The 23,581-nt window shown below is 44.2% G+C and carries 14 protein-coding genes and 1 pseudogene; all 15 read left to right on the top strand.

Annotated elements, in window-relative coordinates:
• Positions 1–32 precede the first annotated feature (32 nt).
• The 15 genes and pseudogenes from OC597_RS02210 to OC597_RS02140 all read left to right on the top strand — a co-directional run bounded on the left by OC597_RS02210 (position 33) and on the right by OC597_RS02140 (position 23,568).
• Entirely contained in the window at positions 33–1,151 is a 1,119-nt protein-coding gene (locus tag OC597_RS02210) for a glycosyltransferase family 4 protein (protein WP_262207230.1), read from the top strand.
• Between the two features lie 55 nt (positions 1,152–1,206).
• Positions 1,207–2,271 carry a glycosyltransferase family 4 protein gene (locus OC597_RS02205; protein ID WP_262207229.1) on the top strand — a complete coding sequence of 355 codons (1,065 nt, stop codon included), beginning with the start codon at positions 1,207–1,209 and terminating at the stop codon, positions 2,269–2,271.
• An 11-nt stretch (positions 2,272–2,282) separates the two neighbouring features.
• Positions 2,283–3,380, top strand: a complete 1,098-nt coding sequence (locus OC597_RS02200; protein ID WP_262207228.1) for a glycosyltransferase — start codon at positions 2,283–2,285, stop codon at positions 3,378–3,380.
• A gap of 145 nt (positions 3,381–3,525) precedes the next feature.
• A complete protein-coding gene (gene wbaP / locus OC597_RS02195) occupies positions 3,526–4,959 on the top strand; it encodes an undecaprenyl-phosphate galactose phosphotransferase WbaP (protein ID WP_262207227.1) in 1,434 nt (477 codons plus the stop codon).
• A 104-nt stretch (positions 4,960–5,063) separates the two neighbouring features.
• Complete coding sequence (locus OC597_RS02190; RefSeq protein WP_262207225.1) at positions 5,064–6,374, top strand: hypothetical protein; 1,311 nt, start codon at positions 5,064–5,066, stop codon at positions 6,372–6,374.
• Positions 6,349–6,987, top strand: coding sequence for an acyltransferase (locus OC597_RS02185; protein ID WP_262207223.1), 639 nt, complete (start codon positions 6,349–6,351; stop codon positions 6,985–6,987). Before OC597_RS02190 ends, OC597_RS02185 begins: the two co-directional genes overlap by 26 nt.
• A 28-nt stretch (positions 6,988–7,015) precedes the next feature.
• A complete protein-coding gene (locus tag OC597_RS02180; RefSeq protein ID WP_262207221.1) occupies positions 7,016–8,698 on the top strand; it encodes a hypothetical protein in 1,683 nt (560 codons plus the stop codon).
• A 671-nt stretch (positions 8,699–9,369) separates the two neighbouring features.
• A complete protein-coding gene (locus OC597_RS02175; protein WP_262207220.1) occupies positions 9,370–12,372 on the top strand; it encodes a beta strand repeat-containing protein in 3,003 nt (1,000 codons plus the stop codon).
• A gap of 387 nt (positions 12,373–12,759) precedes the next feature.
• Complete coding sequence (locus OC597_RS02170; protein WP_261284070.1) at positions 12,760–14,526, top strand: type I secretion system permease/ATPase; 1,767 nt, start codon at positions 12,760–12,762, stop codon at positions 14,524–14,526.
• Between the two features lie 54 nt (positions 14,527–14,580).
• Positions 14,581–15,912 (top strand): HlyD family type I secretion periplasmic adaptor subunit, encoded by a 1,332-nt coding sequence (locus OC597_RS02165; RefSeq protein ID WP_262207217.1) that lies wholly within the window; start codon positions 14,581–14,583, stop codon positions 15,910–15,912.
• 2 nt (positions 15,913–15,914) lie between these two features.
• On the top strand, positions 15,915–17,291 hold the full coding sequence (locus OC597_RS02160) for a TolC family outer membrane protein (protein WP_262207215.1): 1,377 nt from the start codon (positions 15,915–15,917) through the stop codon (positions 17,289–17,291).
• Between the two features lie 286 nt (positions 17,292–17,577).
• Entirely contained in the window at positions 17,578–19,002 is a 1,425-nt protein-coding gene (locus OC597_RS02155) for a mannose-1-phosphate guanylyltransferase/mannose-6-phosphate isomerase (protein ID WP_262207213.1), read from the top strand.
• A gap of 15 nt (positions 19,003–19,017) precedes the next feature.
• Positions 19,018–20,385 carry a phosphomannomutase CpsG gene (gene cpsG / locus OC597_RS02150; RefSeq protein ID WP_262207211.1) on the top strand — a complete coding sequence of 456 codons (1,368 nt, stop codon included), beginning with the start codon at positions 19,018–19,020 and terminating at the stop codon, positions 20,383–20,385.
• A 184-nt stretch (positions 20,386–20,569) separates the two neighbouring features.
• Positions 20,570–21,521 (top strand): annotated as a pseudogene (galE, locus tag OC597_RS02145) (UDP-glucose 4-epimerase GalE); the annotation flags it as partial.
• Positions 21,522–22,155: 634 nt separating this feature from the next.
• Complete coding sequence (locus tag OC597_RS02140) at positions 22,156–23,568, top strand: mannose-1-phosphate guanylyltransferase/mannose-6-phosphate isomerase (protein WP_262207209.1); 1,413 nt, start codon at positions 22,156–22,158, stop codon at positions 23,566–23,568.
• The last annotated feature ends 13 nt before the right edge of the window (positions 23,569–23,581 follow it).

Genomic DNA, 23,581 nt, shown 5'->3' with positions numbered 1-23,581 from the left:
ATATATAAGGTGGACTTCTAAGAATGAGAGTCATGATAGTAAATACGCTGTATTATCCTTATAAAATCGGAGGGGCAGAAGTTTCGGTTCAGTTATTGGCGGAAGAGTTAGTTCGCAAAGGACATCAAGTCAGAGTTATTTGCTTACATAGTGAAAATAAAAAGAAAAAAGACCATGTAAATGGTGTTGATGTTATATATGTCCCACTTAAAAATATATACTGGCCATTTGGTGATGATACCAAAGGTAAAATAAAGCGTCTTCTTTGGCATATCATAGATAGCTATAATATTTTTATGGCAAGTTCTTTATCTAAAGAGATCGACGATTTTAATCCTGATGTGGTTCACACAAATAATATCGCTGGTTTTTCGGCTGCTATTTGGCGTGCCATAAAAAAGAAGAATAAAAAGTTAGTTCACACAACTCGGGACTATTATCTTTTTCACCCAAATTCTACAATGTTCTCCCAGGATAAGAATATGGATCCTGAAGAGTACAGCGTGAAATTTTGGTCATTTGGAAAAAAATTAGCCAGCAGATACGTTGATACATACATTGGTATTAGTGATTTTATTCGAAACTTTCATATTGAAAATGGTTTTTTTACTAACGCGACTTCTGATTACATTTACAATGCTGTCGAAAAAACACCTGTTGAAGAGATTAAATCCACGGAGCTTCGATTTGGTTTTATAGGACGACTAACAAGAGATAAGGGTTTTGATATCTATTGTCAATTAGTCGACAGATTTAGAGAGCAACATCCAAATGCAATTTTTTATGCGGCTGGTCGTTTTATTAAATCTGAAGAAGGTGAAGTATTAGAAGCCCTTGCAAATAAAAAAGGAATAAATCTTCTTGGTTTTATCCCGTCAGATAAATTCCTGTCGTTGGTAGATGTGGTTGTTCTTCCTATAAAATGGCGGGAACCGTTTGGAAGAGTTGTATTAGAGTCTGTGTTGGCAAATAAAATTGTTTTAACTAATGCTGTTGGTGGGGTGTCAGAACTTGAAAAATTATTTCCAACGATCGTCTTCATAGAGGATCTGAATGCGGTTCGTTTTCGTGAAAAAGGTAATGTAATAATCAATGGTGACATGTTCACCTGCAGTGAAATTACCAATAAATATATTGAAGCATATAAATAAAAATGATCATTTATTTATTTCAAGTGGTTTTTAAATGAATTTTAAAGGATGACGAATGTTATTTATTAATGCCCGATATTTAACCCAGGAACTTACAGGGGTTCAGCGGTTTGCAGAACAAATATCTTTGTCATTGAATGATATTCGTGATGACATAGTTTTTTTGTCTCCTCCAGGGATATTGAGGAGAGATGTTGCAGATCAACTTCACGTCAAAGAAATTGGAAGAAAAAGCGGCCATCAATGGGAGCAGGTAGAGCTACCTAGGTTTTTAAAAAATAACGGTTCTGGTCTATTGCTCAATCTAGGCAGCACCGCACCTGTTTTTTATAATAACCAAATAGTGACTCATCATGATGTTACCTATAAGCGATACCCAGAAAGTTTCTCAAAGAAATTCAGACTGTTTTATAGTTTACTTATTCCAATGATGTTGAAAAATAGCAAGAAGTTACTTACGGTAAGTGAGTTTTCAAAAAAAGAAATTAATGATATATATGGTTATCCTGTAGATAATATAGCAATAATTTATAATGCCGTAAGCGAGAAATTTCAGAAGTCGGAGCGGATTAATGAAAATGAACGCTATTTCCTGGCGGTTTCATCTCCAAATTTTCATAAAAATTTCCATGGGATGCTGAAAGCGTTTGAATTGTTAGGGAGTAAATACAATGTCTCTCTAAAGATTATTGGTAAAACAGCGGCTAGTTTCTCTAAGCAAGATTTTTCCTCATTAATAAAAAATTCTGAAAAAATAAAATTCATGGGAAGAGTTGATGATGATGAGATGATTTCTCTGTATCAGAATGCATTGGCTTTTGTTTTCCCTTCTTTCTACGAAGGCTTTGGTATCCCACCTTTAGAAGCTCAATCTTGCGGGTGTCCTGTGATATCCTCAAATATGGCTTCTATGCCAGAAGTATTGCGTGATAGTGCTATATACTTTGATCCTAAAAATGAAATGGATATAGCCTCAGCAATGGAGAAAATTATACTGGATAGCAACTTGAGAACAGAGTTAATCAGCAAGGGGGATGCTAATATTCAACGGTTCTCTTGGCACGATTCTGCGGCAAAGGTTAGCCGGATAGTAGATGAATTGTTAGTTGTTAAAAAATGACAGGTACGAAAATGAAAATTCTCCATGCCGCAGAGACAATCAAAGGTGGTGTTGCTTCGGTAATGAGGCAACTAGTTGCAGATCAACTTGAGCCTGATAAAAAAAACAATGTCCTTTGTATTGTTCCCCAGGATCAATGTGAAGAGCTAAAAAAAATTGATAGCCAATATTTGATACCTTACCATCGAAATGGGCGTAGTTTATCCTCATTTATTAGCTTTTTTTTCATCTTCGTAAAAACTGTTTTTAAAGAAAAACCTGATATAGTGCATTTGCATAGCACTTTTGCCGGGGTCATGGGGCGGATAGCTCTTATTTTTCTAAGACCGTTACGGCGTCCAAAGGTCGTTTATTGTCCGCATGCATTTGCATTTCTAATGCAGTCATCGGAAAAGAAACGGAAGATATATTCTCTTATTGAGAAGTTTTTATCAAAATATACTGATGCTATTATCTGTGTTAGTGAGTATGAAAAAACAAAAGCCATAGAGGTTGGGCTACCGCCAAAAAAACTGCGAGTGGTGCATAATGGCGTGTCGAAACAAGAAATGAAAGTGACACCGGAAAATCCCTATAACGCCGATGTTTGCAATGTACTTTTTGTTGGTCGATTTGATTTTCAGAAAGGATTTGACATACTTGCTGAAGTCATGCGTTTGCTTGAGGGTAAACCGTTCCATCTCACAGCAGTAGGTGGGACTGTGCATGATGAGAATTTTAACGTCGGGATTATGCCACAGACCACGTTTACCGGTTGGTTGGATTCTGATGCTATGGCTCCTTATTTTACTTATGCGGATGTTTTGGTCATGCCAAGCCGCTGGGAAGGATTTGGAATGGTGCCATTAGAGGCTATGAGTTATGGGTTACCGGTTATGGCGACGGATTGCACATCTCTACCCGAAGTTGTGAAAGATAATATAAATGGATTTTTGTTCGAGATGCAGAACTCACAAGAGATAGTAGAACGCTTAATCAGTACCCCAAGGGGTAGATGGTCTTCAATGGGGATTGAAGCTAAAAAATCATTTTTTGCGAATTTTACGGCAGATAAAATGATCTATGCTACTTTTTCTATTTATAAAGAATTATTAGATAATAAATCTTAATCTTCATATTTTGTGTTTTGTATGTATCTTTACGGACGGGTTTTATAAGGAATAAAAGTAGTGTTTTTTTATATTGCTAGCGTGCGTAAAACCGACGATATGATGTTTATATTATTGCCGTTTAATAAATGGCATGGAAGAATCGATGAAAAGAAATAGTGGCCTATTCCAAGGCATAACAAGTAAACTGTCACTTGCCCTTTCGGATTTAATATTTTTTAACGTGTCAATATATCTGGCATATTTCATTATATATAAACTGTTTGGTGATTTGGGTGATTTTATTCCTGAGGATCAAATTTTCACGCGTGCTGTTGCACAGTTAATATTATCTGTTATTTGTGTTGTATGGTTCTGGACAAGATTAAGACACTATACCTATAGAAAACCCTTCTGGTTCGAGCTAAAAGAAGTCATCCGCACACTAGTTATTTTTGCCGTGTTGGATCTTGCTCTGGTTGCCTTCTCAAAGTGGAACTTCTCACGTTATGTATGGATGTTCTCATGGGGATTGATTATTTTCCTTATCCCATTGGGCCGCGCTATTACGAAAAGGATTTTGAACCATTTTAATCTATGGAAGAAGCAAACTATAATTATCGGTTCTGGTAAAAATGCTTTTGAAGCCTATGCAGCCCTGCAAAGTGAAGAAGTATTAGGTTTTGCTGTTTCAGCATTTGTTTGTACTGATAAACCCTGTGAGGATAGTTACTTTGGTATTTCTGTGATTAATTCTGAAAAAGAGTTATGGGATTTTGTAGATACAGAAAATACCCAGTTTATTGTTGCTTTAGAGTTTGAGCAGCACGCGTTAAGGGATTGGTGGCTAAAAAATCTCGCGAAGCATAACTGTCGTTCGATATCTGTTATTCCAACGCTGCGCGGTGTTCCACTTTATGGGACAGATATGTCATTTATTTTCAGTCATGAAGTAATGATCCTTCGTGTTAGCAATAATTTGGCTAAACGATCTTCAAGAATTATTAAGAGAACTTTTGATATTTTTGGTTCACTGGCTATTATGATTGCGCTGTCGCCAGTTTTAGCTCTTCTGGCATTTAAAGTTTCACGTGATGGCGGAAAACCCATTTATGGTCATGAGCGAGTGGGGCATGAGGGCAAGAAATTTAAATGTCTAAAATTCAGATCGATGGTTTTGAACTCACAAGAGGTATTAAAGGAAGTTCTTGATCGTGATCCCGTTATACGTGAGGAATGGAATAAAGACTTTAAGCTAAAGAACGACCCTCGTATTACCAAAATCGGCGCATTTATCCGTAAGACCAGCCTTGATGAACTCCCTCAGTTGTGGAATGTTTTTATTGGTGAAATGAGTTTGGTTGGACCACGACCGGTTATTGAGGATGAACTTGAGCGCTATGCTGGTGATGTTGACTACTACCTGATGGCAAAGCCTGGGATGACAGGTCTTTGGCAAGTATCAGGGAGAAATGATATTGACTACGATACCAGGGTATATTTTGATGCTTGGTATGTTAAAAACTGGGCGCTGTGGAATGATATCGCTATTTTGTTTAAAACGATAGGTGTTGTTCTTAAACGTGATGGTGCTTATTAGGTTTGCCTAGTACAGAGGGGCCCCCTCCCTCTGTACTAAAAATTATTGGATTTATTATTCTTTTTTTAGCATTATATGTTCGTGACAGTGATGAGTGAAAATATATGACTTTAACTCTCTTTGGCATCATCTGGTGCTCGTTGGCTCTGCTTTTTATCTTCTTTCCACCCAAGTATCTCTATGTACTGATGTTAACATCTTGTGTATTCCAAGCAGCTTCTGTATTTTCATTTGGTAGCCTATGGATTACACCATTCTTTTTTACTCAGATACTATTTATATTGAAAATGAGTCCGTACGTACTCGCTAATGGATTAAGTATAAATATAAGTAAAGTAACTTTTGTTTTCATAATACTCGTTATATTTTCAATTTTAATTACGATGACTGCCCCTTCTCTTTTTTCGGGAACTCGGGTTGTTTCATCCGCATTTAGCTTTGAAGTAAACTATGCGACAAATGGAAAACCCCTTCGTTTCTCAATGTCGAACATATCTCAGATTTGTCTTTTCATCATCAATGTAACTACGCTGCTCGTAGTTTATCGTTTTGCGCCAAAAATAATTAATTTTAATCAGTTATATTTATCTTACTATCTCAGTATTATTATTTTTGCCTTTTTCTCTTTTTGGTGGTTAGTGAGTAAGGATTCTCTTCCAGTCGATTTTCTCTATTCTAATGGAGGATATTCAATTACTGCTTTGGCAGAAAGTCGACTTGCTAGTACCTACTCGGAGCCTTCATCTGCCGGAGCTTTTATTGCCTCATCCCTGGCCCCTTTACTTTTTGTGCGAAGAAAGTTCGGAGTACTTGTTCTGGGTGTAGGTATGATTTTTTTGTTGACTCTTAATCGTTCGTCAACCGCTATTTTAACTGCAGCGACTTCATTCTTGTTATTCTTCATTTTGCGTGGAACCAATTCTCAGCGTGTTTTAATTTCTTTATGCCTGTTAGTCATTGTATCGTCAGTGATATTTATTATTTTTGGTGATACGTTACTCTCATTATATGACGATAAAATGTCTTCTGACTCAGGAATGATCCGCAGTTGGAGTAATTATTTGTCATTGTCAGCTCTATATGATAGCTATTTTCTGGGGCTAGGTTTAGGCAGTAACAGGGCTTCTTCACTTTTGCTTACGATATTGACAAGTGTAGGTGTTATTGGCTTTGTTTTGTTTGTGGTGGTTATTTATTTTTTGATGAAACCATTATTAAAAAATAGAAATGAACCAAACTCTCTTTTCTTTTTAACACTGTTTTTAGGCTTCATTTTAGGCGCGGTTTTCTCAGTTCCTGATATATCATCCCCTTCTTTATGGATGTTCTTAATTTATGTGGCGTCAGCTTCCTCTTTGATTACTGGGGTTGGTAAAAATGATATCCGAGTTGAAAAAACTTCGAGTGCTGTGTAATAAGTCAGAGTGTTCTTTTTTTTATGTTGTTGCAAAATCTGTGCTTTATAGAATTAAAGGCGTTCGTAATTTATTTTCGGCGAACAGGGTTGATATTAAAGGTGCTAAAAACTTCGTCCTTGATGGAAGAATGCTACTACTTGGACTACGCAATGTTGGACATGTAAGTAATAAAACGCCTAGTTATTTTAATGTACGTGGAAAGTTGATTTTACGTGGCTCGCTTTCTTTCGGGCGTGGTTGCCGTGTTGATATAAATGAAGGGGCAGAGTTTATCTCTCAGGGTGGATATATAGGTCCTGAGAATACTTTTATCGTCTATAATGGTATTGATATAGGGGAAGGTTGTAATATTTCCTGGGGATGTCAGTTTCTGGATGATGATTTCCATGTTCTCAACTATGAAAATAAAAAATCAAGAGATAAAAAAATTCGTATTGGAAATTTTGTTTGGATTGGTTGTAATGTTTCAGTTTTGAAAGGAAGTCATATTGCTTCAGGTTGTGTAATCGCCGCCAACTCTGTTGTCAGTGGTGATTTTTTAGAAGAAAAATGCCTCATTGCTGGTAATCCTGCAAAGGTTATAAAAAGAAATATCTCTTGGGACCTTTAATTTCATTTTATCATTTGCGGGAGGTTATATGGATCGACGTGCTGTTTTGAAAGGGGCTGGTTATTCATTGGCTGCTGCCTTTACGGCAAATGCGTTAGCTGTAGATAACCGTATTAAAGCAAGTTCTGCGTCCAGCGGAGATTCTTCGGTGGTGCCGCGTTTTATTGATGAAAAACGTTCATTCTCCGGTGCCTTAATCTCTGATTCAATTATAGTTTCATCTCGTGATGAATTACTTGAAGCACAAGAATTTATTAAGTTAACGATCAAGAAACGTACTGAAATTCATTTGGCCAAAGATTTTAAACCCTGGGTGGCGGAAAAAACGGATATCGATTTAGCTTTCGTCACATTGGTTGGTCATGCTGATGGGACGGTGATTGATGCGTCGGGTATTCCTGATGTAGAAGGTAACTATTTCTTACGGTTTTATAATTCAGGCGCTCTTGATTTGGGGCAGTTGCCCAACTTGGGCGGAGCGAGAATGATAGGTACCCTGGTTCAGGGGCCTGGCAGAAAAAGCAAAGTGATCGGGCGGTTGTTTCACAGTCCCGAAGGGCTATTAGGTAACGTTGTGATGGGTGCCGTCACACTTACGGAGTTCGGACGCGGCGACGTTTACCAGACCAACTCATATAATATATGTCATTTTGGTGCGCAAATTTTTCGCTCTGGTATTCATATAGATATGCCCGCAGGTTTTCCTAACTGCGGTGAAAATATTGCTTACTTTGGCGGTGTTATTGCAACCTCCGCAGGGATAGGTGTCCGTAATAGTAACGCTAATGGTGAATTCTATCTTGCTGGTGTTTCTATTGATTATGTCGGTCGAATCCTAGAAGCAAATGCAGGTTCCATTGTAATTCATGGTGGTCACCATGAGTTTAATAACCAATCCAGTCCTGTCATAGCGATACCTTACTTTTGCGGCAAAGATCAATCAGCGAGTATTGTTATCCGTGATGTTACTATTATGGGGTCTATTAAAGGGAAACTTCCGGTAGATGCTGTGGTCGAGTCTGTCAAAGGTGGGGGTGGGGTATATTTCTATAGCTGCCGACTGCTAAACCTTCTGACACAGAAGGATGCTTTTAAAATTGGTGATGGAGTTTTCAGTGCGGTTGATTCTCGGTTACTTGATGGCAATGGAAATTTTGCCGTATCCCTGTTGTTGAGCCAGGCTGAGAATCAGCTAGCTGATGGTGATTTTTCTTCCGATCAGGGTGGTGACTGGACCGTTTCATCAGACCAAAGTGGAAAGCCTACGGCTAATACTGTTGCACCGGAAACTAAGTACAGGCTGCAGCCGCAAGTTAAAGATAAAAACCTGGAGGTTACTAAACTCTCACAAAGTGGTGAGCCTTTGAGTTTGGTTGCGATGACTACTGCGCGTAGGCTACAAAATTATACCTACAGTTTTAAAATTAAAGGCGACGGTAAATCGACCGGAAAAATCTTTGTGGCTGCTTACTTTGTTAACGTGTCTCATTTCAGCGAAAGTGGTAACGCGCAGCTAAAACGTAAATTGCAACATGGGCCAGTACGTGAGATTGAAATCGGCTCGCTTGGAAGCAACTGGCAGCAGGTTGTACAGTCCCCTTTGAGATTACAAGCTCCAGAATGGGCAACTCACTATATGCTGGTTGTCAATGCGCAGGGGATGTCTCCTGGTGGCTTCAGTTTGGCCGACGCTTTGGTCACATCAATGTAAATGTTGAAATACTTATAATTATTTTCGATTTAGGCGATACTCATCGCCTTTTCGATTACCCTCCTGTTTCACTCATTCTCACGCTAACTCGACCCAACCATTGGAATGATTCTCTTTCCACTTCTTTTAACACCCACTCTCTAAGTCTACCTATAACCCCATCTCTCATTTTTCCTCTTCGCTAATTGCCGCACACATCTCACAATTTCCTGTTGTCTTCAATATCCTTCCCCTCTAATAACCATGCTCTTTAAATGGCTATTTGGGGTTATATTATTAAAAGATATGATTTAGTTTTAACTATACGGATTTTTGTTACATAGATATAAAATACCGCTCGGTACTGTTGCCATGCTAATTAATTCACTGTCGGCTTTACGTTCCTGTGTCTTGTTATCATTATGTTTTTAATGTGTTTTTATTCCCCTTCTTGATTCTTCCTGAATGCCTTTTTTTTATTTTTTTTGCATTTCTTGACAGCTATCCATTCCTGTCCTTTCTTTAAATGGAAACATTCATATTTTGGGAGTATTCCGAATCCGTAAACTTACTTTTGATATGTTTGTTTTTTAGGATTTTTTTTAATAATTACTCCACTGTTGCTTTTCCGGTTAAGGCATTGTCAAAGTGGAAATTTATTACTTTTTAATGCACCTCGAAGGGGGTTTTATATGGCTTCTCTGGTATATCAAAAAGAGGCGGCTAGCATTTTGTATGCCGTCTTAGGACAAAAAGCTAGCAGTGCACAGTATGACAGCGTAGGGGCACAGCTTGAAACCGGTTCCTTAACAGGTGGCACGTACGTAGCAAACCTGATCGCTTCTGCAGCTGGTCAGGCGTTGTTTAATGGCCAAACTGATCTTAATATCTTACAAACTATCTATACCAAAGTGTATGGCGTTGCTGGCGTTACCTCTGTTTTACAAAACCTGCTGACGTCGGCTGGCTCGCTGTCTGCAGCTATTGATCAATCTATTGAAAATCTTAATAGTTATCACGGTTTTGATACGTCACTTCTCGGTTCGCAAAGTTCATTTGATAGTCAAATTAACCAAATTCTCTACCCTTCTGCCAGCGTCACTGCCACGGGCCTGGGGGCTTCTAACGTTCAGGCTATTTACCATGTTCTTGGTTCGGTACAGTCGGCTGCGGGTATCAATACTTGGGGTACGATTTTAAACGCCGGGACCAAAACTTTAGCGCAGGTAGCTCAACAATTTGTGAATGAAAGATCTTATATTACAACACTGAATAATACAGATTATGTTACTCGCCTGTTCACATATGGTTTTGAGCGTGCACCGTCTGCCAGTGAACTCGCAACCTATGTGAATGAACTTGGTGCAGGTTCTACTCGCGGTCAGGTGTTGGTTGAAATTATTAATTTACTGAAAGGTACGGTTGCTGCGGGCGACGTAACGGCACAACAGCATTTCAATGATGCTGTTGTGACTTATGTGCCAGGGCAACTGCCGGGGCTAAATTTCCAGGAACAAGCCGCGGCTCTGTATTTATCTGTGCCTGATCGTGGAATCGATGCAGGTGCACTAGATAACTGGAGTAAGTATTTAGCTCTCAGCACTACAACCTATAAAGGGTTTATCGCCTTGTTGCTGACCTCTACTGAGTTCCAGCAGAAAGGCGCACAGCTGACTGGCGATGCTTTCATCCAGCATGTTTATACTGCAGTGCATGGCGTAGCGGCTAATGCGGGCCAATTAGCCGCCTACAATGCTTTAGGTTCTGATCAATCGACCATTACTCAAGCGATTATCAACGATCTGCGCACTTCAACGGCTACCGATGCGACTACCGTAACTCAACAGCATGGGTTTGAGTTCGATATCGGTACCAGTCTTCTGTACAAAACTGCAGCGTCACTGAGTGCCACCGCCGCTGGCGGCAATGCTACCGGTACTGTGAACACTGGAACTTCACACCAGATTAGCAATGCCGAAACTGCGGTTCTGACTGATGTTCAGCTTGCCGCTAACGCAGCCAGCATCGTTAACCTGAAGTTTGCCGATCATCTGGCGAATTTGACCATTAACGGCACCAGTGCAGCAACGGTAAATCTTTCAGACAACGGCGTTAACCCAGGCGTTGATATCACCGTTAATAACGGTAACGTTATCCTGAATGCCAGCTCGGGTTCGGATGATGTTGTCGTCACTTCAACGGCGAATATTGCGACAGGTACAGCTAAGTTTAACCTTGGTGCTGGCAACGACAGTTTGCACTGGGCTGGGAATGGGGTTTCAAACGGCGCTAATACCGTATCCACTGCGATTACAGGGGATGGTGGCACGGGCACTGATTCTGTTTCCGCTAACTTTATTACCAAATCTGTAGTAACCAACCAAAATGCTTTGGGCATTCGCACCAGCGTTGTCACCAGCAATGCCAATAACTTCTCTAATTTCGAGCAGATTGATCTGACGGGTTACATCGGTAAGTCCGTTGGTACTCTGATTACAACACCATTGATTGGTTCACCAACCACCACTAGCGTAACGACGCCGACTCACGTCTTCGATTTTGGCTTAACCAACGGGACAGCCACGGTTGAAGGGACCACGGGGGGCTCGGTAACTCAGGGGGCTGCGGCAACCAACCTGGGAGCTCAAGGCTTTGTGATCTCTGGTTTAGCCAATGCGAGTGTCATTAACGCGGCTGGCGGTACTGCTGCACAATTGGAAGTGAAAGGTGATGCAACCTCGGCCAGCACTTTGAGCTTTACTTTTTTACAAAATGCTACCGATCACTTCAACATTAACTTTGATGCGGTTAGCTCTTCAAACGTGAACGCTGGCGCTATTAGCCTGACTAGCAGCAGCAGCGCATTATTGGGCACTGCGTTGGGCACGGTAAATATCGCTTCAGGTGGTACGGGTTCGTTTAACAACATTATGTCATTGGCCGGCACCAACGCACAGGTTCAGACTATCAATGTAACAGGTGATCATGCTCTGAATCTAACGGTCGGGAGCGGTTATAGTAATGTGCATGATATTAATGCCTCAACCAATACCGGTGGCTTGAATCTGGATTCAAGCACTACGGGGACAGGTAACGGTATTATTGTCCAACTGCTGAATGCTTTGCCATTGAGTGCAGTAACCACCGCGCTGTTAACCCCACTGCTGAATACGCTGGGCTTGAACGGCTATCAGATGACGGTTGAAGGTTCCACAACTGCGGATAGTTTCAATGTGCTGGGCAATACTACACTTACTGGTGGTGCTGGCGCGAATATCTATGATCTGAAGTCCAGTAATACCCAGTCAGGCGTTACTATTACCGATTTTAGTACCGCGAAGGATAAGATTGTCGATGCTGCATCTGGCTTGACTTTGTCCAATACCGGTACTGCGGTTGCTGACTATGGCACGCGTTCTGCCGATACGCTGGATGCCTTGTTAGGTACACTGGTTGGTGGCTTGACTACCGGTGTTGTAGGGTTATTGGGCGGTATTCTTGGCCTGAGTAATCCTAACTCACTCACTGCGAAAGTAGGCGTGGCGTCGGTAGTGTTCAGCGGTACGGGCAATAATGCTGACTCCTATGTGATTATTGATAACAACAATAACCACACGCTGGATACTAGTGATACAGTAATTTATTTGACTGGCCAAAACCACCAGCAATTGGTGAGCAGCCTGCACTACGCGTGAGTGTAAGCTCTGCAGAGTAATAGTTTCCATGGAAACTGTTATTTATTAAATAATACGGGGAGGTTATTCTCCCCGTTTTCTTTAATTTGTGATCGCCATCATTATCTATAAATTATTCCTTTTCATAATAACCCCTCCTGTGCCTTGCCATCTTTTCATCTTTTTGTTTTTTCTGGTTTTGGTTGGTGTCGCTTCTCTGCTTTTTTTTCGTGTTGTACCTTGCTGATTTGTGCTTTCTCTACCTATAGTTAAAAAAAGTATCTGCAGTCTCGAGCATGTTTGGGGGAGGCTTCTGTAGGATTTTCTTTATTTCTATTTTTTTAGGATTTTCCTTAGAAGAAATCAATGCGGATTGGACTGACAGTGCACATGATGTAAGGGCAGAAAGTGAATCAATTTATACCGCGTAACGAAATTGCGGATGTTATACGGACACGCAGTAAAATCTTCTGGACCGTTGGCATATTCACCGCATTTATTAATTTATTAATGTTAGTGCCCTCTGTCTATATGTTGCAGGTCTACGACAGGGTGCTTCCTTCACGTAATGAAATAACCTTGCTGATGTTAACGCTGATTATGCTGGGAATGTTCGGCATGATGGCGTTGCTGGAGTATGTGCGCAGCATGGTTGTTATCCGTATCGGCAGTCAGCTGGATATGCGATTGAATACGCGTGTTTACACTGCCGCCTATGAGTCCAATCTAAAAAATGGTTCTTCCGATGCAGGGCAGATGCTGGGTGATTTGACCACCGTACGGCAGTTTCTGACCGGCAGCGCATTGTTTGCGTTCTTCGATGCGCCCTGGTTCCCAATTTACCTGCTGGTTATTTTCCTGTTTAACCCATGGTTAGGATTGTTTGCGTTGATTGGTTCGTTATTGCTGATTGCACTGGCGGTGATCAACGAAATGGTATCGAAAAAGCCGTTGGCCGAAGCAAGTAAGCTTTCGATCATGTCATCCAGTTTGGCTAGTACTAATTTGCGTAATGCCGAAGTGATCGAAGCGTTGGGCATGCTGCCGAATTTAAAAGGGCGATGGTTTAACTTGCACCAGCGGTTTCTGAATAGCCAGCGAGTTGCGAGCGAACGTGCCACTACTGTTACCTCAATCACCAAGTTTGTTCGACTTTCACTACAGTCATTGGTATTGGGGTTGGGCGGTTGGTTGGCGATTGACGGCCATATCACCCCCGGCATGATGATTGCCGGTTCTATTCTTATGGGACGTACGCTGGCTCCTATCGAGCAGGTGATTAACGTCTGGAAGAGCTGGAGCTCTGCCAAACTCTCCTATCAACGTCTGGTGAAATTACTGGATAAGCATCCGCCACGCGGTATGGGCATGTCTTTACCTCGCCCCGAAGGTGTCATTTCTGTCGAAGGTGTGACGGCCACGCCACCAGGATCCAAAGGTGATGCGGTATTGCATAATGTCAGCTTCGCGATCCAGCCGGGTGACGTGTTGGGGATTATCGGGCCAAGCGCCTCCGGTAAGTCCACGTTAGCGCGTTTGTTGGTGGGTATCTGGCCGGTCAGCGAAGGTATTGTGCGGCTCGATAATGCCGACATATATCAATGGAACAAAGATGAACTGGGGCCTTACATTGGCTATCTGCCGCAGGATATCGAACTGTTTGGCGGCACTATCGCCGAGAATATCGCACGTTTTAGTGAGCTTGATGCAGAGAAAGTGATTGAGGCCGCCAAGCTGGCCGGTGTCCATGAGCTGATTCTGCGATTCCCTAATGGTTATGATTCGATCATTGGTAACGGTGGGGCGGGATTGTCAGGCGGGCAGAAACAACGCATTGGCCTGGCGCGTGCGCTGTATGGCGATCCTTCCCTGATCGTATTAGATGAACCCAACTCCAATCTGGATGATGCCGGTGAAAAAGCGCTGAATCAGGCTATTTTGTTCCTTAAACAGCGTAATAAAACGGTGGTGCTGATTACCCATCGAACCAACCTGTTGTCGATGACCAGCAAGCTGCTGTTGTTAGTTAACGGTACCGTCAATGCATTTGGCCCAACGCAGCAGGTGCTGCAAGCGCTGGCCAACGCGCAGAAGGCGCAAACCCCACAGCAGGCGGTGCGCGCAGTCAACTCCGAGCCGGACGAAGGCAATATCCCAAAAACTCAAATTAATTAAGCTGTGAACTTGCCAGGCGACGCCAAAACGTCGCCTGCAGTCAAAGGAGTTGGTATGTCTACGCATATTGGCGAGCCGCAAGACTCGTATTCAGAGCAGATCCCACAGGATGAGCGGCGTTTTACCCGCATGGGGTGGTTAGTGGTTGGGATTGGCCTGTTTGGCTTCTTCGCGTGGGCCGCATTTGCGCCTTTGGATAAAGGGGTTGCAGCACCAGGTTCGGTGACCGTTTCCGGCAACCGTAAAACCGTACAGGCACCGGCCAGTGGCATCATCAAAAGTATCACGGTAAAAGAAGGCGACAAGGTCAAAGCGGGGGAAGTGTTGGTGCAACTGAGCCAGGTGCAAGCCCAGGCGCAGGTTGACTCGCTTCGCGACCAATATTACACCACGCTGGCCAGCGAAGGTCGTTTGCTGGCTGAACGTGATGGACTAAATAAAGTCACTTTCTCTCCTGTTTTTGAACCTATCCAGGCTCAGCCACGGGTCGCGGAAATTATCGCACTGCAAACACAGCTCTTCTCTTCACGTCGCCTGGGATTACAAAGCGAAGTTGACGGTTATAAACAGTCAATGGACGGTATGCGTTTCCAGCTAAAAGGCTTACAGGACTCCAGGGTCAATAAGCAAATCCAGCTTTCCAGCCTGCGTGAACAGATGAATAGCATGAAACAACTGGCGGCGGACGGTTATTTACCGCGTAACCGCTATCTGGAAGTGCAGCGTCAGTTTGCAGAGGTGAACAGCAGCATCGATGAAACCGTCGGCCGAATTGGCCAGGTACAGAAACAGTTACAGGAGTCTCAGCAGCGGATTGACCAACGTTTTGCCGATTATCAGCGTGAAGTCAGAACCCAACTGGCACAGACCCAGATGGATGCCAGCGAGTTTAGAAACAGGCTGGAAATGGCGAATTTTGACCTTGGCAACACGGCGATCACTTCGCCGGTGGATGGCACAGTAGTAGGACTGAATATCTTTACTCAGGGGGGCGTCGTGGGAGCGGGTGACCACCTGATGGACGTTGTACCCAGCCAGGCTACGTTGGTGGTGGATTCACGCCTCAAGGTAGAGCTGATTGATAAAGTGTACAACGGGTTGCCGGTGGATTTGATGTTTACCGCCTTCAACCAAAACAAGACCCCGAAAATACCCGGGACGGTGACGTTGGTATCCGCCGACCGGCTGGTGGATAAAACCAATGGCGAGCCTTACTACCAAATGCAGATCACGGTTTCTCCGGAGGGCATGAAATTGCTCAGTGGTGAAGATATCAAACCGGGTATGCCTGTTGAGGTGTTTGTGAAGACCGGCTCGCGTTCACTGTTGAGTTATCTGTTTAAACCTATTTTGGATCGCGCTCATACTTCATTAACCGAGGAATAATTTTGATTCAATTTAAACGACAGGTTGCTGGCCTTGCTATCAGTACCCTCTTGTTTGCGATATCTGCGCCGGTTCATTCGATAGGGATTATAGACGCATATTCGCTGGCACTTGAAAAAGATCCGACCTTTCGGGCGGCTATAAAAGAGAAAGAGGCGGGAGACGAAAACGAAAATATCGGCAGGGCGGGGCTGCTGCCGAAGGTATCGCTCAATTACCAGAACTCACCGAGAAACTGGCAAACGCAAAAGTACCCGTCGACTGACTTTTTTGGCAACGTCAGCGAGGTGACTCAACGGCAGCAGTATCGCAGCTATTCCAGCTCGGTGACGCTGACACAGCCGTTGTTCGACTATGAGGCTTACGCACGGTACAAGGCTGGTGTGGCGCAGACACTGATGTCTGATGAGCGCTACCGCAGTAAGTATCTCGATCTGGCCGTACGGGTGATCTCCGCCTATGTTGAGGTGGCGTACTCCAAAGATCAGATCGCCCTGGCTTCGGCGCAAAAGGCGGCTTATAAAGAGCAATTATCGCTGAACGACCGTTTAATGAGCGCGGGCGAAGGCACCATTACCGACGTTTCTGAGACTCAGGCGCGTTACAGCCTGGCAGAGGCGCAGGAGATTGAGGCGCGTGATGCGTTGGACGCGGCTCAGCGCGAGCTGGAGGTCATTATTGGTGTACCGCTAGACCAACTGGATGAGGTGCAGGTGTTGCGTCCTGGGAAATTCCAGGTAGCACCATTGATTCCTTCAAAGTTTGAAGAGTGGCAAAAAATCGCCATCGAAAATAACCCGATGCTGGCGGCATCACGCCATGGCGTTGATGCGGCGAAATATGAAGTGGAGAGAAACCGTGCCGGCTTTATGCCTCAGGTGCAGCTCTATGCTTCGCACTCGGAGAATGACTCGAGCAGCGATAACACGGTTAACCAAAAGTATCGTACTGACAGTATCGGTGTGCAGGTGAGCATGCCGATCTATGCTGGCGGTGGCGTTTCGGCATCGACTCGCCAGGCGGCATCACGCTATGGGCAGGCGATGTATGAAATGGATGCGCAAGTTGGCACTACGCTGAACGATCTGCGTAAGCAGTATAATCTTTGTATCAGCAGTCGCGCCAAGCTGGCCGCTTACGAACTGGCGGTGAAGTCAGCGACAACTCAGGTAACGGCCACCCGGCAAAGTGTGCTGGCGGGGCAGCGTGTCAACGTCGATGTGCTGAATGCCGAGCAACAGTTGTACAGTGCCCAGCGTGACCTGGCTTCGGCCAAATATACCTACATAAAGTCCTGGATCACGCTGCTGAGCGACTCAGGTACGCTTGATGAAAGTGATGTCAAACGGGTGGCGCAATATTTTTCCATTAACCGCTGAACCGATAGTGTGAAATAGCCTAAATATTCACCATGAGTATTTATCTGAAAGAGCAGCCACGCGCTGCTCTTTTTTGTCTCAATACGTTATGTTAGCAGCCAAAAGAATATTTTTTCGTTACCTTGTGTTGCATGACCGTAAAAGACATATTCTCAAAAATACCGGGTTAGTCTCTTGGGGAGACACGTGAGTATTTGATCGGGGTTATTTTATTTCCAATTTATGGTTAGGGACGTCATGACACAATTTTCCGCTGGTAAAATGGCGATTGAATAAAGGGTTTAGAATGACAAAATTAATTCCTGTGGTTATGGCTGGTGGCACTGGCAGCCGGCTATGGCCACTGTCGCGTGAATCGTTCCCAAAACAATTTTTATCTATTGATGATAGCGGGGTTAGCTTGTTGCAGCAGACACTGCAACGCCTGTCAGGGCTTGAGGGTGTGGAGGTCGCAGCGCCTTTGGTTATCTGCAATGAAAACCACCGTTTTTTGGTCGCTGAGCAATTGCGAGAAATTAATCAACTGGCGACCAATATCATTTTAGAACCTGTTGGACGTAATACCGCGCCTGCGGTGGCGTTAGCCGCGCATTTGTCAGCAGAAGAAGACGAAGATTGCATCCTGTTGGTGCTGGCTGCCGATCACCTGATTAAAAAGGTGGAAAACTTCCATACGGCAATAAAAACCGCCGTTCGGCATGCATCTGAAGACCAGTTGGTGACTTTCGGCATTATTCCTGGGCAACCAGAAACGGGCTACGGTTATATCAAGCGGGGTTGCGCGCTCTCGGACGAATGTTTCAAAGTCGACGCTTTTGTGGAAAAACCTTGCCTGGACAAGGCCATAGAATACCTGGCGAGTGGTGAGTTTAGCTGGAACAGCGGCATGTTTATGTTTAAAACCGCCAAGTTCCTGCAAGAGTTACAACAGTTTAGTCCAGAGATCTTCATAACAACGCAGCAGTCAGTGGCTGAAAGTCAGCGTGATATGAATTTCATCCGTGTTGATCAAGAAATATTCAAGCACTGCCCAAGCGATTCTATTGACTATGCGGTGATGGAAAAAACGAGTGATGCGGTGGTGATCCCCATTGATGCGGGTTGGAGCGATGTCGGCTCATGGTCATCATTGTGGGAAGTTTCCGAAAAAGATGCTTTGGGGAATGTGAACGTCGGTGAGATTATTTCTATTGATTCAACCAATAATTATATCTCATCTGAAACTGCTCTGGTGGCGACCATCGGCTTGGATGACCTGATAGTGATCAGCACCAATGATGCATTGCTGATTTCGACTAAGGATAGAGTTCAGGACGTTAAGAAAGTGGTTGAAGAGCTAAAAAAACGCAATCTTCATCACTTCCGTCAGCATTCCTCCTCCTATCGCCCTTGGGGCAAGATATGTGACATCGATAAGGGCGAACACTTCCAGGTAAAAAAAATCATTGTTCGCCCTGGCGAAGGTTTGTCAGTTCAGCGCCATCTGCATCGTGCAGAACACTGGGTGGTCGTTACCGGCACGGCCAAAGTGAATCTGGATGATAAAGAGTTCTTATTATCAGAAAATCAATCCACTTTCATACCTGCAGGCAGTGTGCATACGCTGGAAAATCCAGGAAAAATCGATCTTGAAATCATTGAGGTCAGATCGGGTTTGTACCTCGAAGAAGATGACATTGAGCGTTTACACGATCGGTACGGCAGAGTTTAATTAAAGGGTTTGGTGATGGAAAAGTTAACGTGTTTTAAAGCTTATGATGTTCGCGGTAAATTAGGTGAAGAGCTGAATGATGATATTGCCTACCGCATTGGGCGTGCTTATGGCGAGTTTCTGAAGCCAAAAACAGTAGTGTTGGGTAGCGATGTGCGCCTGACCAGCGAGAGCTTGAAGTTGTCCCTGGCAAAAGGCTTGCAGGATGCCGGTACCGACGTGATCGACATTGGTATGACGGGGACCGAAGAAATCTATTTCGCTACTTCACATCTGAAAGCGGATGGCGGCGTAGAGGTGACGGCCAGCCATAACCCGATCGACTACAACGGAATGAAGTTGGTTCGTGAAGGTTCGCGCCCTATCAGTGGAGATACCGGGTTACGGGCGATTCAGGAGCTGGCAGAGAATAACCGGTTCCCAGAACCTGCAGCGATGCGTGGCAGCTATGTTCGCCAAGATGTTTTGGGTGAGTACGTAACGCATATATTGTCGTATGTTGATGCCAAAAACTTTAAGCCACTCAAACTGGTTATTAACTCGGGCAACGGTGCTGCCGGGCATGTGATTGATGTCATTGAGGCACAGCTAAAAGCTCAGGGTGTTCCACTGGAATTTATTAAGGTCCACCATCAGCCTGACGGTACATTCCCCAATGGGATCCCTAATCCATTATTGCCTGAGTGCCGTGCGGATACGGCTAATGCAGTGCGCGAAAATGGTGCGGATATGGGGATTGCATTCGATGGCGACTTTGATCGTTGCTTCCTGTTTGACGAAAAAGGCGACTTTATCGAGGGATATTATATTGTTGGTCTGCTGGCAGAGGCTTTCCTGCAAAAACAGCCGGGCGCAAAAATTATCCATGACCCACGTTTAAGCTGGAACACTATCGATGTGGTGAGTGCGGCGGGCGGTGTTCCTGTCATGTCGAAAACCGGCCATGCATTTATTAAAGAGCGTATGCGTTCAGAAGACGCGATTTACGGTGGTGAGATGAGTGCGCATCACTACTTCCGCGATTTTGCCTATTGCGATAGCGGTATGATCCCGTGGCTGCTAGTGGCTGAATTGGTTAGCGTCAAAGGTCAAACGTTGGGGCAATTGGTAGAGGATCGCATTGCCGCTTACCCGTCCTCCGGAGAGATTAATATCAAACTGGCCCAGCCGGCTGTCTCCATCGAGAGTGTTAAGCAACATTATCTGGAACAGGTTGGTGAAGTGGATTATACCGACGGTATCAGCATGGAGTTTACCGACTGGCGCTTCAATCTGCGTTCTTCTAACACTGAGCCGGTGGTTCGTCTTAACGTCGAGTCACGAGCCGATGTGGCTTTGATGAAAGAGAAAACGGACGAAATTCTGTCAATACTTTCACGATAACACTGTATTGATACCCGATCAGATGCAAAGCTGCTTTGGCAGCTTTGCTTGTTTATGGATGTACACTTTCCTAAGTGCTCGATAATTTTTGTGTCAAGGGTGTGAATAAGGAGACGTTATGGCGATTTTAGTCACTGGCGGTACTGGCTATATCGGTTCTCATACCGTTCTGGCTTTGCTGGAGCGTGGTGAGGATGTGGTGGTATTGGATAACCTGTCGAACTCTTCGGAAGAGTCTTTGCACCGTGTAGAAAAGTTGACGGGCAAAGCGGCCGCGTTTTACCAGGGAGAATATTCAGGATAATGAATGCCTGAAGCGCATTTTTGAGGCTCATTCGATAGATTCGGTTATCCATTTTGCCGGTCTGAAAGCGGTGGGCGAATCAACTCGCAAGCCACTTGAGTACTATCAAAACAATGTTGCCGGGACGCTGGTGCTACTGGATGAAATGCGTCGTGCGGGTGTTCACCAATTTATCTTTAGCTCTTCCGCTACCGTTTATGGCGCTAACTCTTCCGTGCCTTATGTGGAAACGACACCTATTGGTGGCACTACCAGCCCCTATGGGACTTCAAAATTGATGGTGGAGCAGATTCTGCAGGATTTTGCCAAGGCTGAACCTCAGTTCTCCATTATTGCCCTGCGTTACTTCAACCCAGTCGGCGCTCATGAGTCCGGATTGATTGGTGAAGATCCCAACGGTATCCCGAACAATTTGTTGCCTTATATCTCTCAGGTAGCGGTTGGTAAACTGGATAAGCTGGGTATCTTTGGCGGTGATTACCCGACGGCAGATGGTACTGGTGAGCGCGATTACATCCATGTGATGGATCTGGCAGAAGGGCATTTGATGGCGATGGATCATCTGAAGAAAATAGAGGGTTTCAAAGCATACAATTTGGGTGCTGGGGCAGGGCACTCAGTATTGAAGATAGTGCAGGCTTTTGAAAAAGCCTCTGGAGTGAAGATCGCATACCAAATCTTGCCGCGTCGCGATGGGGATCTACCAGCCTTTTGGGCTGATGCGAATCTTGCTCTTGAGGAACTGGGTTGGGAAGTCCGGCGTGGGATTGATGAAATGATGTGCGATACTTGGAATTGGCAAAAAAATAATCCACAAGGATACGCTAAGTAGTTCTTTTTCTAGTCCAATCGATTCTTCCCGTCACATCACCACGGCCTGCTGCAGGCCATGGTCATCGTTCTAAGATGTATCCTCATTTGTGGTCACCGCTCAAATTATAATAATGCTAACCAACTGATAGGTATGGTACTTGTTGACAGGTGTTTTATTCTGCCGGTTTAATGAACGTTCATTTTCAGATAAGACTGAAAGAACGGATAATCTACAGGTGTTTTGATAGGTAAGGTGGTAGCATACGCAACAAAAATATTGCGCTGCTATCATGTCTACCCTGTCAGGATGACAAGAGTATGACATATCGTGCTATGCCGGTGCTTGTTCCACTGACATGATGTCATATGGCGTATAAAACTTATCTTAATATCAGTCTATTGGTAGCTGTTGAGCCAAGGGCGGTAGCGTGTTTTTTTGTTGGCATCAAAGAACTGACCGTTACTGAATGACGGGGTGAACTTTTCTCATTTTCGGGTGTTAAAACTGTAGCATCGGTGATGAGTCGTGCTCTGATGGCACTCTGCCAACGGTATGGAAAACGTAGAAAGTGCAGCAACTTAACCTGATATGTCTGGTTAAGTTATTGCATTTATGGGGCTATTATATAGCTAAGTGTTATAAAGGATAAAAAATGTTACTTCCAGTAATTATGGCAGGCGGTACAGGTAGCCGTCTCTGGCCTATGTCCCGCGAACTTCACCCTAAACAGTTTTTGCGTCTGCATAGCTTGCACTCGATGCTGCAGGAAACGTTAAAACGGCTTGATGGGATAGAGGTTAGTGAACCTGTCGTAATCTGTAACGAAGATCACCGCTTTATGGTGGCTGAACAACTGCGTCAAATTGACATGCTGTCGCATAACATCATTCTGGAGCCGATTGGTCGCAATACGGCTCCGGCAATCGCCCTGGCGGCTTTGAATGCCGTTGCTCAGGGACATGACCCCATTATGCTGGTGCTGGCTGCAGACCATATCATAAAAGATGTTGCAACCTTCCATAACGCGATTGAGGCGGCAATGCCTTATGCTGCTGATCAAAGTCTTGTGACCTTTGGCATTGTGCCAACCGGGCCGGAGACGGGTTATGGTTACATCCAACGTGGTGAGCGTTCTGGTGAAAATTCACCAGCATCCAGTGTAAAACGTTTTGTTGAAAAGCCTGATCTTGCGACAGCACAGAATTATGTGGATTCGGGCGAGTACTTCTGGAATAGCGGCATGTTTATGTTCCGCGCCAAGCGTTACCTGGAGGAGTTGGAGAGGTTTTGTCCAGAAATTCTGGATGCCTGCCGTCGCTCCCTGAATGACACCGAGTGCGACAAGAACTTTATCAACGTTAATCGTGATGCATTTTCCAGCTGCCCAGATGAGTCAGTCGACTATGCGGTGATGGAAAAAACCCTTGATGCCGTTATGATTCCGCTGGATGCAGGCTGGAGCGACGTTGGTTCATGGTCCGCATTATGGGAAGTTAGTCATAAGGATGGGGCGGGCAACGCATTAACAGGGGATACTTTCCTGCATAACACCCATGATTGTTATATCAATACCGATGAAAAATTGGTTGCTGCGGTCGGTGTCGACAATCTGGTGATTGTTAACACCAAAGACGCCGTGTTGGTGGTTGATAAATCTAAAGTTCAGGATGTCAAAAAAGTTGTTGAGCATCTAAAAAAACATAAACGCACAGAATATAGAAGGCACCGTGAAGTTTACCGCCCGTGGGGTATTTGCGACATTCTGGTGGATGAAAAACGCTTTAATGTGAACCGCATTACCGTAAACCCAGGCGAAGCATTTTCTTTGCAGATGCACCATCACCGCACAGAGCATTGGGTGGTGCTTGCTGGTACGGCAAGAGTAACAACCGGAGATAAGACTTTCCTGCTGACTGAAAATCAGTCCACTTTCATTCCTATTGGTGTGGTTCACCGTTTGGAGAACCCGGGGAATATTCCTCTGGAACTGATTGAGGTACAGGCGGGATCTTATTTAGGTGATGATGACATTATTCGGATTAAAGATCATTACGGTCGTTGCTAATTTTTGAGGTTTT

This window comes from Serratia proteamaculans (genome assembly GCF_946227095.1).
Classification (GTDB): domain Bacteria; phylum Pseudomonadota; class Gammaproteobacteria; order Enterobacterales; family Enterobacteriaceae; genus Serratia; species Serratia proteamaculans_E.
Note: the sequence above shows the minus strand (reverse complement) of the source record. Positions and strands in the feature narration are given on the sequence as shown.

Coding starts and splice junctions, on each gene's coding strand:
- cpsG (WP_262207211.1), top strand. CDS start 19,018: ATGGAAAAGTTAACGTGTTTTAAAGCTTATGATGTTCGCGGTAAATTA.
- OC597_RS02205 (WP_262207229.1), top strand. CDS start 1,207: ATGTTATTTATTAATGCCCGATATTTAACCCAGGAACTTACAGGGGTT.
- wbaP (WP_262207227.1), top strand. CDS start 3,526: ATGAAAAGAAATAGTGGCCTATTCCAAGGCATAACAAGTAAACTGTCA.
- OC597_RS02155 (WP_262207213.1), top strand. CDS start 17,578: ATGACAAAATTAATTCCTGTGGTTATGGCTGGTGGCACTGGCAGCCGG.
- OC597_RS02210 (WP_262207230.1), top strand. CDS start 33: ATGATAGTAAATACGCTGTATTATCCTTATAAAATCGGAGGGGCAGAA.
- OC597_RS02180 (WP_262207221.1), top strand. CDS start 7,016: ATGGATCGACGTGCTGTTTTGAAAGGGGCTGGTTATTCATTGGCTGCT.
- OC597_RS02175 (WP_262207220.1), top strand. CDS start 9,370: ATGGCTTCTCTGGTATATCAAAAAGAGGCGGCTAGCATTTTGTATGCC.
- OC597_RS02200 (WP_262207228.1), top strand. CDS start 2,283: ATGAAAATTCTCCATGCCGCAGAGACAATCAAAGGTGGTGTTGCTTCG.
- OC597_RS02190 (WP_262207225.1), top strand. CDS start 5,064: ATGACTTTAACTCTCTTTGGCATCATCTGGTGCTCGTTGGCTCTGCTT.
- OC597_RS02165 (WP_262207217.1), top strand. CDS start 14,581: ATGTCTACGCATATTGGCGAGCCGCAAGACTCGTATTCAGAGCAGATC.
- OC597_RS02140 (WP_262207209.1), top strand. CDS start 22,156: ATGTTACTTCCAGTAATTATGGCAGGCGGTACAGGTAGCCGTCTCTGG.